This is a genomic window from Spiroplasma endosymbiont of Dasysyrphus albostriatus, from assembly GCF_964019495.1.
Classification (GTDB): domain Bacteria; phylum Bacillota_I; class Bacilli_A; order Mycoplasmatales; family VBWQ01; genus Spiroplasma_E.
Genome location: NZ_OZ026447.1, coordinates 1,668,123 through 1,684,211, shown reverse-complemented (window position 1 = coordinate 1,684,211; position 16,089 = coordinate 1,668,123). Strand labels below are relative to the sequence as shown.

The window sequence follows — 16,089 nt, the reverse complement described above, 5'->3', positions numbered from 1 at the left end:
TTTTCCTTTCTGTTATAAATTATTTTTCTTTTTATAATCTAATAAAGTGCTTTTTATTGAATTTGGTTGATTTGTTATTATTGTCTGTGGTTTGCCACCTGTATTAATTGTTTCTTTAAATACTGGTTGTTCTTTAATCATTTTTTTAATAGTTTCTTCAATTTTTGAATTTTCTAAATTATTAGTTTTAAATTTTAAAAAATCATAAAATTCATTTTTAACTTGATATTTTTTAAATATATTAATAATTTCTTTTTCTTTAATTTCTTGATTAAGTTTATTTAACTTATTTTCTGCTTCATTAATTTTATTTTCTATTTCTTGTGAAGAAGCATTGTTTTCAGTTAAAGGTTCAGTTGTTTGTTGAACATTATTTTCATTTTCTAACATTTAACATTCTCCTAATCTTATCCCAATAATCAATCTTTAACTAATTGTGGAATTTCACTTATTAATTTTTTATAATCATTAATTGCATTTTCTAATATATCAATATCAGAAAATTTAAAACAATTATCAATATGTAAATCAAAATCTCTATCAATACTGATATCTTGTTTTCTATATTTTTCATTAAATTCAATTTTTGTCATATTATTTTTCTCCTTTATTAATTTTTTCGTTTAATTTTTCTAATTTTTTTTGATGTTTGATAATTTTGTTATTTGCTCTAACATGTTTTGGAGTTGTGATAAATCTTTTTAATAAAACAATAATTTCTCTGCAAATTAATGTTCCAACACTTGTTCCAATAATTATTAATTCATGTAAAAATTCTTTCATTTGAATATTTTCCTTTCAACTATTTATTTTTAATTTTTAATTATTCATCAAATTGACCACCATTAATTCTTTCAATCATTGATTGTGAATTACTTATAATACTTACTAATAAAGATATTTCTTTATTTAATTGTTCCATTCTTTCTTTATATGTTTTTATTTCTTGATTATAATATTCAATTATTTTTTCTTTATTCATTGCTTTTCACCTCCCTTATAAACTCATGTGATTGTAATCTCAATTTAATGAAGCATTATCATTATTTAATGGTACTTCCCTCATATTATCACTACCATATTGACTAGTTGTTTCACTATTAATACTAAATCTATTGTCATTAATTAATCTTGCAGTTTCATCATTAAATGATGTTTCTTGCATTTCTTCATTATGATGTGTAGTTTCCATAGGTAGTAAATTATGTATAATTTCACTTGCACCAGCAATTATGGTAGGTACTGCATAAGCATTATTAAAATCATTATTTATACCCATTGCTACACCACTTGATATTAAACATCCACCAGTTGCCATATTACAAATTTTTCTTATTGTTTCAAATTTATTAGGTATTAACTCAGTTAATCCACTAATAAGATTTGAAATACCATAAGCATTTAAACTAATATATAGCTAACTAAAGTAATGTTTACTCATATCTTGAAAAACAAAATCAATCGCGTTTTTAATATTTGGTCAATAATTTGGTAATATTTTTCTTATATTATGTTTTATAGCAAATCAAAAATGTTCAATTGGATTTAAATTAGGAGAATATGGTGGAAGAAATAATAGTTTGCATCCAGCATTTTCAATTAATTGTTTTGTTGCTTTAGATTTATGAAACGTCGCATTATCTAAAACTATAATTTGTCCACACTTTAATACTGGAATTAGTATATTTTTAACATATGATTCAAAAATTTTACTATTGCAATGTCCTTCAAATGCTCATAGAGCTTTTAATTTACCTTTATTTAGTGCACCAATTATACTCATTCTCTTTATTTTATATGCAGGTTTATTATCAAATAATCTTTTACCTTTTTCAGACCAACCATATTTATAAAATTCATTATCATCAATTCCAGATTCATCAATATATACCAAATCTTCATTCATTATTTTCGCTATTTCTTTTAAAAAATCTTCTTGTTTATTTTTATCTCTTTGTTCATATAGAAAAGTTTTTTTTATATGTATAATTTAGTTTTTTGAAATAGTTATAAACTGTTTCTTTTGTCATATCACCAAATTTTTCAATTACTTTTTGAACTGTAACATCTTTATTTTCTGCTAAATAATTTTTTAATTCATCTAAATCCTTTATTTTGTGGCTATGTCCTTTTTGATAATTCAAAATTGGTTTTATATTTCCGGTTTTTTGCTTTCTTTTTCTTCATAAAAATAAAGTCTTTCTAGTGATATTGAACACTTTACAAATTTCTTTAATTTTCATGTTTTTACTTTCATAAACTTCTATTACTTTTCTTCGTAAGTCCTCACTGTATGGTTTTGGCATAATTTAATCTTCCTAATCTATTTTAATTATTGCTGAATTATACTTGTAAGTGCAAGAATTGTTTAAATTACATATTATTATTTTACATTATTTATGAGTAAACATTACTTTCGTTAGCTATATGTATCTCAATCCATTAATGACTGATTATCTTGTTTATCTAATAATAATCATGGTGGACCCTCAGTTGTAGTTGTAGTAGTTATTGGAGTTGGTGTTGTTGGAATAATTGGAGTAATATTATTTTCTGTTCATTTACTATAATTTGCTAAACCAATTGTTCCTAAACCTAGTAATATTTTTTTACTACTATTAATTAATTTAGTTTTTGCACTTGGCATTTGATTTAAATTTCAAATATCTAAACCTAATTTTTTACCAAATAATAAACTATTAATTGAACCTAATACTGGATTTGAAATTACTTGACCATAATAAGCACTTGTACCAATCATTGCACAAATTGGACTTATACCAGTTCTAATTAATTTAGTGGTGGTTAGCCCTAATTACTGGACCATATTTTGATAGATATTTCTAAATTTTTATTTGTAATATTGGTGGTTTTAAAAATTTAGAATGTATTCTTTCATAATTATAAAACATAACATATTGATTTACATCATTAATAGCTTCATTGATTGTTAAATATTGATTTGAGTCTTTAGGCAATCATTCTTGAGATAAATGTGAAAATCAATTTTCAGATATGACATTACCGCCAATATCATATGGTTGTTTTTTGCTTAAAATTATTTGTTTGTTTTTTGCTCATTTTGTAATTTCTTGACAATAAAATTCGTTGGCGTTATCTGAATGTAAAATAACGTTTTTTATTTGATTTCAAGAAAATTGGTTGTTTATTTTTTCAAGTGCAGGAAGAATTAAATCTTGATATGATTTATTTGAAAATGTATTATAACTAACAACATTATTTGAATAAAAATCAATAATTACAAAAAGATATAGTCAACCTTCTTTGGTGTTTATTTGTTTAGTATCCATTGATCAAATTTGATTTGAAGCGGTTGTACTTTTGTAATCTTTGTTTACTTTATCCATTGTAGGTATTCACTTATTTGGATTTTTTTTGTTTTTAGGATAGTTATTTTTAGTTTGTTTTAATCCTTGAATATTGTGTTTTTTCATAATTTTTCGCATTTGTTTTGTTGATAATTCTATATTTAAAATGATATTTTTCTCTTGTTTTAATCACTCTTTAAAAGCTGAAAAAATTCTTAAATATCCATAAATTCTACCTTTTCTTGTAGAATGAAATTCGATTAAAAGTTGGCATAATTCTTGATATTTATGATTGCAATTAATAATATGATTTTTTTCTTTTTTAATAAGTTTTTGTTTATTTTTTAAAAAGTAATATGTTGATCTGTTTAATTGAAGATATTGACATAAGTTTCTAATTGAATATTGATTTTTGCAATCATCGATAATTTTAATTTTTTCTTTGATATTTAATTTGTTAATTATTAATGCTATTTGTTTAATTTTATCCATTAATAAAAATCCTTTCAGGTCAAAATTAGTGTTCATTATATAACACAATTGTTTTTAGAATACATTCAGATTTTTTAAATTAATGGTCTAGTAAAAAGGGCTAAGTGGCAAGTGGCTATGTTTACCAACTTCATTAACTTCACTAAAACAACATGGTATATTTTCTTTATTCATTATTTACTTTCCTTTCTATATTTTTTTTCTTGATGTATTAATAAATTTATTAAAATTATTTGTTTATCAATGTCACCTAATTTTTTTAAAAGATATTCATATCTTTTTTTAAAATCTTCACTATCAATATCTCTATCTTTATAAATTAAATTTTTCAGTTTTTTTATTTTATATAAGGTTTTTGGGGAATATATTTCTCCATCCATACAAAGAAAACATTTCATTATTTTATTTCCTTATTTTTAATTTGATTAGCAATTTCATTTAATATTTTCAATACTTTATATTCATTTTTTAATTCTTTAATAATAAATATTAAAATTATTATTAGTGTTATACTTGTTATTAATATTGGTACTATTAATAAAATTTTTCATAATATCATTTTTTACTCTTTTCATTTTTTAAATCATTTAACATTAATTGAACAAAATGCACGATTTTTTTGAATATTTAAAGTATTAAAGATTTCACCAGTTACTATAATTTCATCGTTTTTGTTTAATAAAATACAGCGTCTATAAAGTTTTGGTTTATTAAAAATTAAAATAACATAGTTTAATCCATTTCATTGACCACGAACACTATAATATAATTCTTTATTACCTTTTTCGTAATATTTTGCTTCAATAGTGTTACTAAGTTTTACTGTTAATTTGACATAATTTGTTTTATCTTTCATTTTTATAATTTCCTTAAATAATTATCAAAAATTAATATTTTTTTATGATTTTTTAAATAATATTGAATATGTTTATAAGCATCTTGTTCATGTTTTGTTAATTTTATATTTCCTTTATAATTTTCTATTTTAGTTTTATTTTTTGGTTCACTTTCTAGATAATCTCAATTTATAACATCTTGTACTAATACCATTAATGCACCAATAATTTTAGGGGTTGCTAATGGATTAGTTAATAATTGTTTTGAACTTAAAAAGAAATTTTCTACAATAACTAATATTTTTTTATCAATAAATTTTTCTTTATAAATATTTTTAGTTCATAAAACAGTTAATGTATTGAATGTTTCATTAAAAACAATATTATTAGTTTCATTTGAATATATAACGATTCCATTATTACCAATTCCAGCAGGGTCAATTCCAATAATTAAGTCATATTGCATTATTAATCAAAGTTTCCATTTTTAATTTCATATCTTAATTTAATAATAAATCCGAATGGAGTTAAACCTTGTGTATCACCAATATAAAAGGTTTCATAATCAAGTATTCTATTAATAATTTTTTCTTTATATTCATTAATTATTTCTTTTTTAAAACCTTCTCTTAATTTTTCTATATTATTTAAATGTTCTTTTGTTATTTCTTGATTACGTTTTTTATTATATTCATTAATAATTTCTTGGTCTTTATAAGAAAATGATTTTTGTTTATTCATATTTATACCTCCTACTTAACCTAATATTTAAGATACAGTCATAACAAATTGCTTTACCGTTTTTGTCTCTTAAAAAGTTTTTTCTTGTTTTTATATCATTAGTATTAAAGAATAAATAATCAAATTTATGTTGTTTACATGTTCAACAAAAATACTTTTTCATTATGAGTTGAAATTTCCTTATATGAAGTAACTATGTAATTAATTGGTAAATCATCTTTATTATATGGATTATTTATTTTAAAACCTTTTCTGTTTTCTTCTCACGTAATGTTATATTTAAAACAAGGATTAGTAATTTTAGTTTTGTTATCTGTTATTTCACCCATAAATCAACTATTATGCTGTTCATAAAATGTTAATGGTTCAAGTTTTATATCATTAATATAATATTCTTTTGGAATAGTTGGTTTATTAACAGTTATTTTTTGGTCTTTAATATATGGTTCTAATAATTTTATTAATTCATTACCGCTTAATTCTCTTTTAATATTTTCTAAATTAAAAACTCAATATGTATATTTATCATCAGCAATAAAACTATTATTTTTAACCATTCATTTTGGACATTGTAATTTATATTCACCATAATCAATAAGAATAGATTGTGGTTTATCTTTAACAATTTGTTCTTTTTTAAATTCTATTTGCATAATAATCCTTTCCTAATATGTCCTGTTGCTTCCTAGCATAAAGGACATATAATTTGATTTTTAGATTATTAATAATACTACTATTAGTTTTATTCATTCCATGAAAACTGGGCTCAAAAATAAATTTCAAAAAAAATAAAAAATAAAACCAACACTTGCTCACTGGGGAGTGGCAAGGTTGGTTAAATAAAGAATAGAATTAATACAATAGGTCCCTACAACAGGTCTATATATACTAGTTTCCAATTCGCTCCCACCCCAAGAATTACCATTAATGGTTAGTATATTTTATTAGGTATCACTCCACTTTTTATTTATCCATGCAAGTCCACATGCTAGCTACTATTTTTAACAACTGTGTTGTAGTTCACTTTTTTAGTTCCCTAACACGTGTTGATAATAGCGTTAAAGAGGTTTATTAAAAATTTTAAAATTTTACAATTACAAAAAAAAGACAAGATTATTTCTTGTCTTTTTCCTTGTTAATAATTTTTATTTTATCTTATAAAATCTATATTTTTTTAAAATACGTCGAATATAAATTTAAGGGTAAAAGAGAATTTAATTTGTCTATCATCATTTTTAAATGGTAATTTTGGAAATAAGTTACTAATATGATAATAAATTATTTCGTAACTTTGACAACTGTCCAAAATTGATAAGAAAAGAATTTTAAAAATTGAACAAAAAATAAAGAAAATATTTAAATGTAACATATAAATTAAATACTAATCAAGAAAAAGAAAAAAATGACAGAAAAAAATTAAACAAGAATTAAATGAAGAAAATTATCCACAAAATAAGTCATCAACAAGTGGATATATAAAACATTAAATTTATCACAAATATAATGAATAAAAATAGTTACCATAATGGTAACTATTTTACAACTTATATTTAATAAAAATTATCGTTTTTTAGTAGTACTTTGTTGACGTTTCATTGCTTGCATTACTGATTTAATTTGAGATTCAGTAGGTTTACGCCCCATTTGTAAATACATTGCACGAATCATATTTTCATTAATAGGAGGATTTTTCTGTAATTGTTTTTCGAAAATCTTCTTAGTAACAATAAAACCAACTAATCCACCAATTAACGCACTAGCAATGCCAATGATTAATACTGCTCACCAAACCATCATTATTAATTTCTCCTTACTTATTGTTTAAAAACTTATTAATTTTATCACACACTTGATTTGATGTAAAGCCATATTTTTCTAGTACTACCTTATCAGGAGCAGAAATACCAAAAGTACTTACGCCAATAACAAAGCCATTACCTGCAACATATTTATATCAACTATCTTTAGAACCCATTTCAATAGCAACTTTTATAATATCATTAGGTAAAATTTTATTTTGATATGTTTTATCTTGTTTATCAAAAATAAAAGTAGAAGGCATTGAAACTACACGAACATTAAGTTTTTGATCGTTTCATAGTTGTTCTTGACTAGCAATAGCTAATGAAACTTCACTACCGGTAGCAATAATAATTAAATCTAAAGCTTTACTACTATTCTCTTTACTAATAATATAAGCACCTTTTTGAACTGCCTCAATATTACTATTTGCAAGTTGTGGTAAATTTTGTCTAGTAATAATAATAGCACTAGGGTTAGTTTTACTAGATAATGCCATTAAATATGCACCAATTGTTTCTTTTGTATCAGCGGGGCGAATTACATTAAAATTAGGAATAGTTCTTAACATTGTTAGTTGTTCAACTGGTTCATGGGTAGGACCATCTTCGCCAACTGCGATACTATCATGACTAAAAATAAACAAAGATGGAATTGACATTAAAGCTGCTAATCGTAATGCAGGCTTTAGATAATCACTAAACACAAGAAAAGTAGAACCAAAAGGAATTGTGCCTTGATGTAACGTCATACCGTTAACAATAGCGCCCATTGCAAATTCTCTTACTCCATAATGAATATGTCTTCCTGAATGATCAAGAGGTAGAAAGTCTTTGTCTGTTACTAATGCTTTAGTTGAGCCAGCTAAATCAGCACTACCACCAATTAATGTTGGACAATGAGCTGATAAAAGTTTTAAAATATTACCAGAGTCTACTCTTGTTGCTTGTGGATTTACCACAATAATTGAAGTTCAATCAATTTTATTTAATTGATAATCTTCATTAAAAATTTCATTTTTCAATGCTGATTTAATTTCTTTATACAATTTTGGATATAATTTTGCATATTTTTCAACTTTTTGATTTCAAACTAATTCTATTTTAGAACCATGATTAAGTGCTGTTTGTGTGAAGTAAGTAATTACTTCTTTTGGAACAGTAAATTCAGGATATTCTCAGTTTAAATTTTTAGCAACTGTTTTAATATCTTCCATTAAAGGAGAGCCATGAACACTCGGTGTTCCTTGTTTACTAGCCCCATAACCAATTATAGTTTTAATTTCAATTAAAGTTGGTTTATCACTAACTTTTGCTTTTTTAATAGCTTCAGAAATAAGTTTATCATCTTCACCATCTTCAACTTTTAAATAATTTCACTCTAATGCTTGAAGACGCATTTTTAAATTTTCTGAATATACTAATTTAACAGATGAATCTAATTGAACATCATTTGAATCATATAAAATAATTAGTTTATTTAATTTAAAATGTCCAGCAAAACTAAGTGCTTCTTGTGCAATACCTTCTTGTAAATCACCATCACCACAAATTGCATATGTATAATGATCAATAATATTAAGATCTTTTTGATTATATTTAGCACTAAGAAAAGTCTCAGTAAGCGCCATTCCAACAGCATTAGCGATACCCTGACCTAATGGTCCAGTAGCCGTCTCTACTCCATAGTCTAAATGATATTCGGGATGACCAGGTGTATTACTATTTAATTGACGGAATTGTTTTATATCATTGATTGTATATTTATAACCAGCATGATGTAATATTGAATATAATAAAGCACTACCATGACCTGCTGATAAAACAAATCGATCACGATTAAATCATTTTGGATTTTTTGGATTAAAAGATAAATGATTTTTAAATAAAGAAAAAGTCATTGGTGAAGCACCTAAAACAATACCAGGATGGCCACTTTTAGCAGCATTAACTGCTTGTACTCCTAACATACGAATTGAATTAATAGTTAATTTATCTAAATTAATTTTATTTTCCATAATTTCTCCTTAAATTTTTAATAGTTATTATTTAATATAATATTAACAATATTCTTAATAAAATAGGTAATTTTTTAAAAATAATTAAAAAAGTATAAATAATAATGACAAAAAATATAATTTTATTTTAACTAAATTGAATCTTTGAACAAATTAAAAAAGAAAAGGTCACCCCAAGATAAAAAAAATAATATTTCATCTTAAATAAGATAACTCTTTTCTTAATATTTTACATTTGTGATGTTCTTGGTTTATTTAAGTTTATTAATGGTAGGTTTGCTGATTCATTGTTTACTTGTTGTTTATTAAAATCTTTTCCAGATGATTTTGAAAATAATGTTGGATTTGTTTTTGGTTTTTTACTACATGATTCTGATATTTTTTTTCATTTTTGACTAATTTCTATTTCAATTTTCTTATTTTTATTAATTTTTCCAAAAGTTACTAATTTAATTAAGAAATTTAAAATTATATTTATTTTTTGTTGTTCTAAAACTTTAATTTCTTCTATTTCAGATTTTTTGATTACTTGCATTAAATTTGATTGTGTTTTTGCTGATTTTTCAAGTTCTTCTTGTTCTTCTAAATATAAACCAATTGCTTTATTATTTCTTTCCTGTCTTTTTAATGATAAAGCCTCTAATGCAATCGCTCTATCAATATCTTCTCTTTCTTTCTCAGATACTTCTTCTGATGGTAATGTTTTATAAGGTTCATCAACAACTACAAAACCAAATTCATCATCTTCATTGGTTGCTTGTAAATCTAAACTACTTTCATAAAGAGATGGTGAAATGGTTGGTTCGGAAATTATTACCTTTTCTTGATGATTATTATTTGTATGTTGAATAATCTTACTTCCTTTGGGTCTTACTCCTTGTTTTAGTATTTCCTCTTCAGTAACTAATTTTACTTCTGTCTCTACTTTAAATGTTTGTGATGAGGGCATTGATGTTTCTTTAAATTCTTTTACTATTATGTCAGATTGTTTTTCTTTTTCTAACGATAATTTTTTTGCCAGTTCCACTTGTTCTTCTTCTTCTGATAATCTCATCGCTTCAGCAATAAGATTTGGATCAATTGCAAGTTGTTCCATTTGTTCAAGTGTGAATGTTCTTATTTGTTCCATTGTAAATACTGGTGTTTGTTTTTTATCAATCGCTTCTCTTTGCTCTTTTGTCAATGAACGGATTTGTTGTGTTGTGAATGCAAATGTTGGCGATAATTTTAATTTTCTAATATAAGTTTCAGCTGCCATTATTTTTTCTTCCTTTCTAAAAATAAAAAACCCATTTATTTTAAAATTAAAATAAGAGGATTAAAAAACTTTATATTCTTTTGTAGAATATTATCATAATAATAATATTTTTCCAATAAATAAATTATTATTTTTTTTCATTGGGTTATAAATAAATATTATAACTTAAAAAAGAACTTATTTAATATGCAAATTATTAATATTGAAACATATTGTAAAGTACATTTAATACACATTATTTATTTAAGTTTTTTAGTTTTTGCTAATTTCAAATAAAATGTTTATAATTAAATCAACACTTTTTAATGACTAAAGTGTTATAAAATATATAATTATTAATTTTTTAAATAATTATTTAAAAAATAGAGGTATAAAATTATGAATAAATATTTAATTTTTTTAAGTGTGATACCACCTTTAACTTTTTTAGGAAACAATATTAATAATAAAAATATTGAAAATACTGTACTAATAAATCAATTAGAAGAAAATAATACTTCATTCAATAACCAATTTAACTATTTAAGCAATAGTGAGTGAATTACTAATCAATCAATAACAGATCATAAATTTTATAGTTATGATACATTATCTTTAGCAAAATACACTTTTCCTAAAGCAAGGAATACTTTTTTAGTAGATAACTATGGTAACCTAGTTTATAACCCTAATATAAATATTCCTGATAAAGATAAAGTAAATATTGAAAATACAAAACAAGAAATGAACAGCCACAAAAAAGTAACTATTATTAAAGATGATTATAATCCATATAGTAAAAGTGAATATTATGATTCATACTTTACTGGTTATAATAATTGAAAATATATTCAACAAGGTGATATTGAAAAACATATTGATATTTCTAATCAAGCAGGTGCTGATAAAGTTGAACATAGCAATAATCTAAATGAAACACTAGGTTTATATTATATTGCTAAAGCAACACATGATAATAAAATTAGTAAGACAATAGCTAATAACTTAGCAGTGTATTTTATTAATCAAACTAGTTTAAAAGGGCAAATTAACAATCAATTAACTAGTAACATTATTAATTTAATTATTGATAATCAAAATGTTTATAATTTTTTGAATAAATCACCACTAACATTAACTACTAAAAACTATTCATTAAATTGAATTTTTGATAAAAGTAATAATCTAGTGGCTATTTATTATAATAATTGAAAAAACACTAATAATATTATTAATGATAAAATAAATTATTCTTTTTCAGATTGACATAATGGAAAATCAATCGCTACTGATAATTCTAATGTTTATAATATTCTTAAGTGAAGCAATTACGCGAGAGACTGAAATACCTTCACTAATATGTATCCAACTTTTTCTTTTATTAGACTTCTTGCGAGACTTATCTATTAAAATTTTCATTTTTAAAATATAATTAAAATTAAAAAAAGATAGGTAATTTATGATGTTTGATAAATTAAAAGCTATTAAAAATGCAGAACTATTAAGATTAACTGGTATAAATGAGATTGTTTTTAAAAAAATGATAGAAATTTTAAAAAAAGAAGAATTAAAAAAGTTTAAAAATGGTGGTACACCTAATAAATTAACTTTAGAAAATAGATTATTAATGACGTTAGAATATTGACGTGAATACCGAACATATTTTCATATTGCTAAAAGTTATGGAATTAGTGAAAGTAATTGTTATAGAAATATCAAGTGAATAGAAAATACTTTAATAAAACATCCTGATTTTCAGCAACTTAATGGAGCAAAATCATTGTTAAATAATAATTTTAAAGATAAAACAGCTATTATTGATGTTACTGAAAGCGCTATCCAACGCCCAAAAAAAGACAAAAGAAATATTATTCAGGAAAAAAGAAAAAACACACAATAAAAACACAAATTATAATTGAACAAGATAGTAAAAAAATTATAAGTTCTTATTTTTCTTGTGGTAAAAACCATGATTTTAAAATTTTAAAAGATTCAAAAGTTAAATTTTTATCACAAACAACTATTTTAGTGGATTTGGGATATCAAGGAATACAAAATATACATCCTAATGTTTTAATTCCAAAAAGAAAATCAAAGAAAATTCCTTTAACTAGAGAAGAAAAGAAAAATAATAAACAAATTTCAAAAATGAGAGTTGTTATAGAAAATATTTTTGCTATACTGAAAAAATTTAAAATTATTAGTGAAAAATATCGAAATAGAAGAAAAAGATTTGCTTTAAGATTTAATTTAATAGCTTCAATTTATAATTTACAACTTTTAAATTAAAAATCTTCAAAAATTTAATATTTTAAATTTTGTTATTTTAAATAATAATTTTTGTTCTATTTTAATGAAGAAAAAATAAGACATATTTTGAATAATAATTTTTAATAAATATTAAAAGTGTTATTAAAATAAAATTTTAAATTTAAAAACTATGATAATAATCACAGTTTTGCAAGAAGTCTATTAATTCATATTTCAAAGTATCAACTTCAACAGGAATTGAAAGTAGTCCAACACTAGCAACTAATACTGCAAAAATTGAACAATATAAAAACCCCGGTAATGCTAATGTTCTTTTTATTGCTTATATTAATACTAAAGATGGTGGAGGATGAGGAACAGAAATTGCTCTTAACTTAGATCTTTGGCATGATAATGATAATATTTACTTTCAATGGTATTGTTTTTTAAATTCTTCATTTGGTCGTATGACATATGTTAACATTGCATTAAACAACATTAATTTTCATAACATAATGAACAATTAATAACTTTATTTACAATTTTTAATTAATAAACAAAATTAATAATAAGGACAAAGTTTATTTTGTCCTTATTATGATTATAAAGATATATTTTTTGTTATTATAATAATTTAAGTAAATCTATTCGAAAAAATTTATCTAATTTTTCTCATCCAAGATCACGATTTTGTTCAGGAGTCATTATTCAACGACCAAAAGCTTCTGGAAATAAATCAATATATGATGTTCTTCCATATCAACTTCTAACAATACCATAACTTAAAAGTTTTTGATAAGATTTATTATTATCTTAGTTCCGTTTGCTAATGATGAAATCATATATTTTCTTGCATCAAAATTATTATTTTGTTTATTACGAATTAAAGAATCCAAAATATGACCATATTCATGTACCATAACTTCCATTCCATACTTTATATCTCTAAAAATATCTGTATCAAGTATTATTTTAGTATTACACATATTATCATTACAAGAACCAAAATGTGCTTCTCCTGACATATTTATTTTTAGATTGTTCTCACAACTTTTGATCTAATTCAATTTTTTCTAACATTTTAAAAACATTATTTTTTCCATATAATTGAGCTAAAATATTATAAAACCGACATATTCCTGTTTTTAATTCATCAATATTTGCATTTATATGATAATTACTAATTGTTTTAATAAATGATTCAAAATCAATTTTGCCATCAAATAAAAGATGATGATCATTAAATTGTTTTTTTAAATCTTCAAAATCTTTAAAATTATCATTATTATTTTCTAACTTTTTAAAAGCATTATTTGATTCTTCACTTGCTTTAAATTTAACTTGTTCATTTAAAATATTAATAAAATCATTTACAGCAGGTAAATTTTTAAATTCATTATCATTTAAAATATCATTTTTTCCAAATAAAATTTCTTGATGATGTTGATAAGAGTAAGTAGGAACTTGTTTATCTCTTATATTCAAATCAGGAACAATATAATCTAACGTTACAAAAGATCTATTAGGACTATACTTAAGCTTTACTGTTCCAATATAGATATCTTCATTTATTGAAGTAATTATTGCTTCATTTTGATTAGTAACAATTTTAATTTCCAAACTAGTTACATCTATATTATATTTATTACTAAAAATATCTATAATTTCTTTTTTTACTTTTTCATCATCATTTATAGTAGTTATGTCTTGTCCAATATAAATTTTACCTAAATTTCTTTTTCCTTTAGGAAAAATTATTTCTAAGTTTTTTTTCTTTTCAATTTCAATTTCTTCTTCAATATTTTCTTCCATTTCAGAATTATATAAAATACCAGTAGTTGCACCACTAATTAAAACCGCAGAACTAATTATTCCAGCAATAATTTTTGAATTTTTATTTTTTTTAGACATATAATACTCCTCCATATTTTGATTTCAGAAATAAGTTCTTTATATTCTTGCCTTTGATATCAATAGATATAGACTAGTATTGTTTTTAATTCTAATTTGTTTTATTAACAATTAAGATGAAAATTGTTTTAGAAATCTAAAACAATCAGTAAAAATTTTTAAAATTAGTTGATAAGGGCTATTGATAATAGTATAAATTTTATTAATAATCAAAAAATTATTGATTAGCACACTCTGGGCATTTCATAATTTTTCTTGCTGTTTTTGAGTTTGAAGCTAAATCATTACCATTAATTTCTTTATTACAGCTTGAACAATGTAACACTTTTCTTTTTTTCATATCTCAATCTCCTTTATCTTTTTTTATTAATGCTTAAAATTATAGCATCATTAATAAAAAATGCTTTTTTGATGAAAACAAAAAGGTAGTTATGCCACTCATCAATTAATAATTTTTATAAAATTTGATAATAATAACTATTATAATATTTTTTTCTTATTATTTATGTTGAAAATAAATTCTAAAAATATTATTAATTATTTATTAAAAATTGGTTTAATACTATTTTCAACCAAAATTATAAAAAAAATATTGGATAATGTATTGTCCAATATTTTAAGTTATTAATAATTATTTTATGACTTATTTACTATTAAGTATTCATAAAATAGAACCAAACGCCATGATAATATGTGGTAAAGCATTAATATAAGTTCATGTTGACTTATAATCTACATCTTTGCCAACAAATAAACCAATAACTATTATAACTGAAAGAAATGATATAAATAGTGCTCATAGTCTTGATCATAATCCGGGTTTAACTGAAAATGGTATTAGAATATAAATAATACCTATTATAACTAATGTAGCTCCATTTTCATTTCAGCCATAGAAACTATAAGTTATAACTCCCGCTGCATACAATAAACTAAAAACAATAATTCATACAGCACCAATTAGCATTAATATTTTAGGTAAAGTTAATAACTTAAAACTTTTCATTTTTTTCCTCCTTAAATATTTGTTTTACATTAATTGTGATTTTAGTATTTTTTTAAGATTATTAATATCATCAATTGTAACATTTTCTTTTGTCCTATTAATTAAAAACCCTTTTTCACGAATATATTTTGGAATAATATGAACATGATAATGAAATACTTCTTGAAATGCTTCGCTACCATTATTAGTTAAAATATTAAATCCTTTAATTTCGGGAATAGTTTTTATTAGCAAATTAGCAATTTTATGAGTTGTGATACTAACATCGCTCACTATTTTAGGTGTAGTATCAATAAAAGTTTCAAAATGTTGCTTTGGAATTACTAGAATGTGTCCTTTAGTTACGGGATTGATATCCATGAATGCTGCTGTATTTGTATCTTCAAAAATTAAGTTATTTGTATCTTTAATAATTGTACAAAAAATGCATGCTTTATTTGTCATATATTTCACCTCAACTTACTTTATAA

General features: G+C 22.8%; 25 protein-coding genes. 2 read left to right on the top strand and 23 right to left on the bottom strand.

Annotation, left to right across the window (positions count from 1 at the left end; translation table 4 throughout):
• Positions 1–12: 12 nt before the first annotated feature.
• The 18 genes from AACL11_RS10060 to AACL11_RS09975 form a co-directional block, all read right to left on the bottom strand.
• Positions 13–390, bottom strand: coding sequence for a hypothetical protein (locus AACL11_RS10060; RefSeq protein ID WP_338987705.1), 378 nt, complete (start codon positions 388–390; stop codon positions 13–15).
• 17 nt (positions 391–407) lie between these two features.
• Positions 408–593, bottom strand: coding sequence for a hypothetical protein (locus AACL11_RS10055; RefSeq protein ID WP_338973874.1), 186 nt, complete (start codon positions 591–593; stop codon positions 408–410).
• A gap of 1 nt (position 594) precedes the next feature.
• The gene (locus AACL11_RS10050) at positions 595–783 is read right to left on the bottom strand and encodes a hypothetical protein (RefSeq protein ID WP_338987613.1); all 189 of its coding nucleotides are present in this window, start codon (positions 781–783) and stop codon (positions 595–597) included.
• Between the two features lie 40 nt (positions 784–823).
• The gene (locus AACL11_RS10045) at positions 824–982 is read right to left on the bottom strand and encodes a hypothetical protein (protein ID WP_338987704.1); all 159 of its coding nucleotides are present in this window, start codon (positions 980–982) and stop codon (positions 824–826) included.
• 15 nt (positions 983–997) lie between these two features.
• Positions 998–1,318 (bottom strand): hypothetical protein, encoded by a 321-nt coding sequence (locus AACL11_RS10040; RefSeq protein ID WP_338987702.1) that lies wholly within the window; start codon positions 1,316–1,318, stop codon positions 998–1,000.
• Between the two features lie 99 nt (positions 1,319–1,417).
• A complete protein-coding gene (locus tag AACL11_RS10035; protein WP_338988468.1) occupies positions 1,418–1,918 on the bottom strand; it encodes an IS630 family transposase in 501 nt (166 codons plus the stop codon).
• A gap of 28 nt (positions 1,919–1,946) precedes the next feature.
• Positions 1,947–2,306: a helix-turn-helix domain-containing protein gene (locus tag AACL11_RS10030; RefSeq protein WP_338973555.1), complete on the bottom strand. Its 360-nt coding sequence runs from the start codon at positions 2,304–2,306 to the stop codon at positions 1,947–1,949.
• Between the two features lie 113 nt (positions 2,307–2,419).
• Entirely contained in the window at positions 2,420–2,761 is a 342-nt protein-coding gene (locus AACL11_RS10025; protein WP_338987701.1) for a hypothetical protein, read from the bottom strand.
• A gap of 82 nt (positions 2,762–2,843) precedes the next feature.
• On the bottom strand, positions 2,844–3,857 hold the full coding sequence (locus AACL11_RS10020) for an IS3 family transposase (RefSeq protein ID WP_338986622.1): 1,014 nt from the start codon (positions 3,855–3,857) through the stop codon (positions 2,844–2,846).
• A 137-nt stretch (positions 3,858–3,994) separates the two neighbouring features.
• On the bottom strand, positions 3,995–4,201 hold the full coding sequence (locus AACL11_RS10015) for a hypothetical protein (RefSeq protein ID WP_338987700.1): 207 nt from the start codon (positions 4,199–4,201) through the stop codon (positions 3,995–3,997).
• Between the two features lie 17 nt (positions 4,202–4,218).
• The gene (locus tag AACL11_RS10010; protein WP_338987699.1) at positions 4,219–4,380 is read right to left on the bottom strand and encodes a hypothetical protein; all 162 of its coding nucleotides are present in this window, start codon (positions 4,378–4,380) and stop codon (positions 4,219–4,221) included.
• A gap of 3 nt (positions 4,381–4,383) precedes the next feature.
• Positions 4,384–4,677 carry a hypothetical protein gene (locus AACL11_RS10005; protein WP_338987698.1) on the bottom strand — a complete coding sequence of 98 codons (294 nt, stop codon included), beginning with the start codon at positions 4,675–4,677 and terminating at the stop codon, positions 4,384–4,386.
• Between the two features lie 2 nt (positions 4,678–4,679).
• A complete protein-coding gene (locus tag AACL11_RS10000) occupies positions 4,680–5,123 on the bottom strand; it encodes a hypothetical protein (protein ID WP_338987697.1) in 444 nt (147 codons plus the stop codon).
• Positions 5,124–5,125: 2 nt separating this feature from the next.
• Positions 5,126–5,398 carry a hypothetical protein gene (locus tag AACL11_RS09995; protein ID WP_338987650.1) on the bottom strand — a complete coding sequence of 91 codons (273 nt, stop codon included), beginning with the start codon at positions 5,396–5,398 and terminating at the stop codon, positions 5,126–5,128.
• Positions 5,399–5,532: 134 nt separating this feature from the next.
• The gene (locus AACL11_RS09990; RefSeq protein WP_338987696.1) at positions 5,533–6,051 is read right to left on the bottom strand and encodes a hypothetical protein; all 519 of its coding nucleotides are present in this window, start codon (positions 6,049–6,051) and stop codon (positions 5,533–5,535) included.
• A 907-nt stretch (positions 6,052–6,958) separates the two neighbouring features.
• On the bottom strand, positions 6,959–7,195 hold the full coding sequence (locus AACL11_RS09985) for a YneF family protein (RefSeq protein WP_252319938.1): 237 nt from the start codon (positions 7,193–7,195) through the stop codon (positions 6,959–6,961).
• A gap of 13 nt (positions 7,196–7,208) precedes the next feature.
• Positions 7,209–9,215, bottom strand: a complete 2,007-nt coding sequence (tkt, locus tag AACL11_RS09980) for a transketolase (RefSeq protein WP_338987695.1) — start codon at positions 9,213–9,215, stop codon at positions 7,209–7,211.
• Between the two features lie 229 nt (positions 9,216–9,444).
• A complete protein-coding gene (locus AACL11_RS09975; protein ID WP_338987693.1) occupies positions 9,445–10,473 on the bottom strand; it encodes a hypothetical protein in 1,029 nt (342 codons plus the stop codon).
• Between the two features lie 378 nt (positions 10,474–10,851).
• Between AACL11_RS09975 and AACL11_RS09970 the strand changes: the two genes are divergently transcribed.
• Together AACL11_RS09970 and AACL11_RS09965 are read left to right on the top strand one after the other, a co-directional pair.
• Positions 10,852–11,862: a hypothetical protein gene (locus AACL11_RS09970; RefSeq protein WP_338987691.1), complete on the top strand. Its 1,011-nt coding sequence runs from the start codon at positions 10,852–10,854 to the stop codon at positions 11,860–11,862.
• A gap of 49 nt (positions 11,863–11,911) precedes the next feature.
• Positions 11,912–12,741 (top strand): IS5 family transposase gene (locus AACL11_RS09965; RefSeq protein WP_338986605.1). Its coding sequence is split into 2 segments (ribosomal slippage): positions 11,912–12,308 and positions 12,308–12,741, totalling 831 coding nucleotides; the frame shifts between segments, so codons are not numbered across the junction.
• 743 nt (positions 12,742–13,484) lie between these two features.
• Here AACL11_RS09965 and AACL11_RS09960 read toward each other — a convergent pair.
• The 5 genes from AACL11_RS09960 to AACL11_RS09940 all read right to left on the bottom strand — a co-directional run bounded on the left by AACL11_RS09960 (position 13,485) and on the right by AACL11_RS09940 (position 16,063).
• Positions 13,485–13,727: a hypothetical protein gene (locus AACL11_RS09960; RefSeq protein WP_338987689.1), complete on the bottom strand. Its 243-nt coding sequence runs from the start codon at positions 13,725–13,727 to the stop codon at positions 13,485–13,487.
• A complete protein-coding gene (locus tag AACL11_RS09955) occupies positions 13,696–14,613 on the bottom strand; it encodes a hypothetical protein (RefSeq protein ID WP_338987687.1) in 918 nt (305 codons plus the stop codon). The genes AACL11_RS09960 and AACL11_RS09955 overlap by 32 nt, the downstream gene beginning before the upstream one ends.
• 217 nt (positions 14,614–14,830) lie before the next feature.
• Positions 14,831–14,953 (bottom strand): hypothetical protein, encoded by a 123-nt coding sequence (locus AACL11_RS09950; protein ID WP_256468302.1) that lies wholly within the window; start codon positions 14,951–14,953, stop codon positions 14,831–14,833.
• Positions 14,954–15,256: 303 nt separating this feature from the next.
• The gene (locus tag AACL11_RS09945; protein WP_338987686.1) at positions 15,257–15,619 is read right to left on the bottom strand and encodes a hypothetical protein; all 363 of its coding nucleotides are present in this window, start codon (positions 15,617–15,619) and stop codon (positions 15,257–15,259) included.
• Between the two features lie 24 nt (positions 15,620–15,643).
• On the bottom strand, positions 15,644–16,063 hold the full coding sequence (locus AACL11_RS09940) for an HIT family protein (protein WP_252318901.1): 420 nt from the start codon (positions 16,061–16,063) through the stop codon (positions 15,644–15,646).
• Positions 16,064–16,089 lie beyond the last annotated feature (26 nt).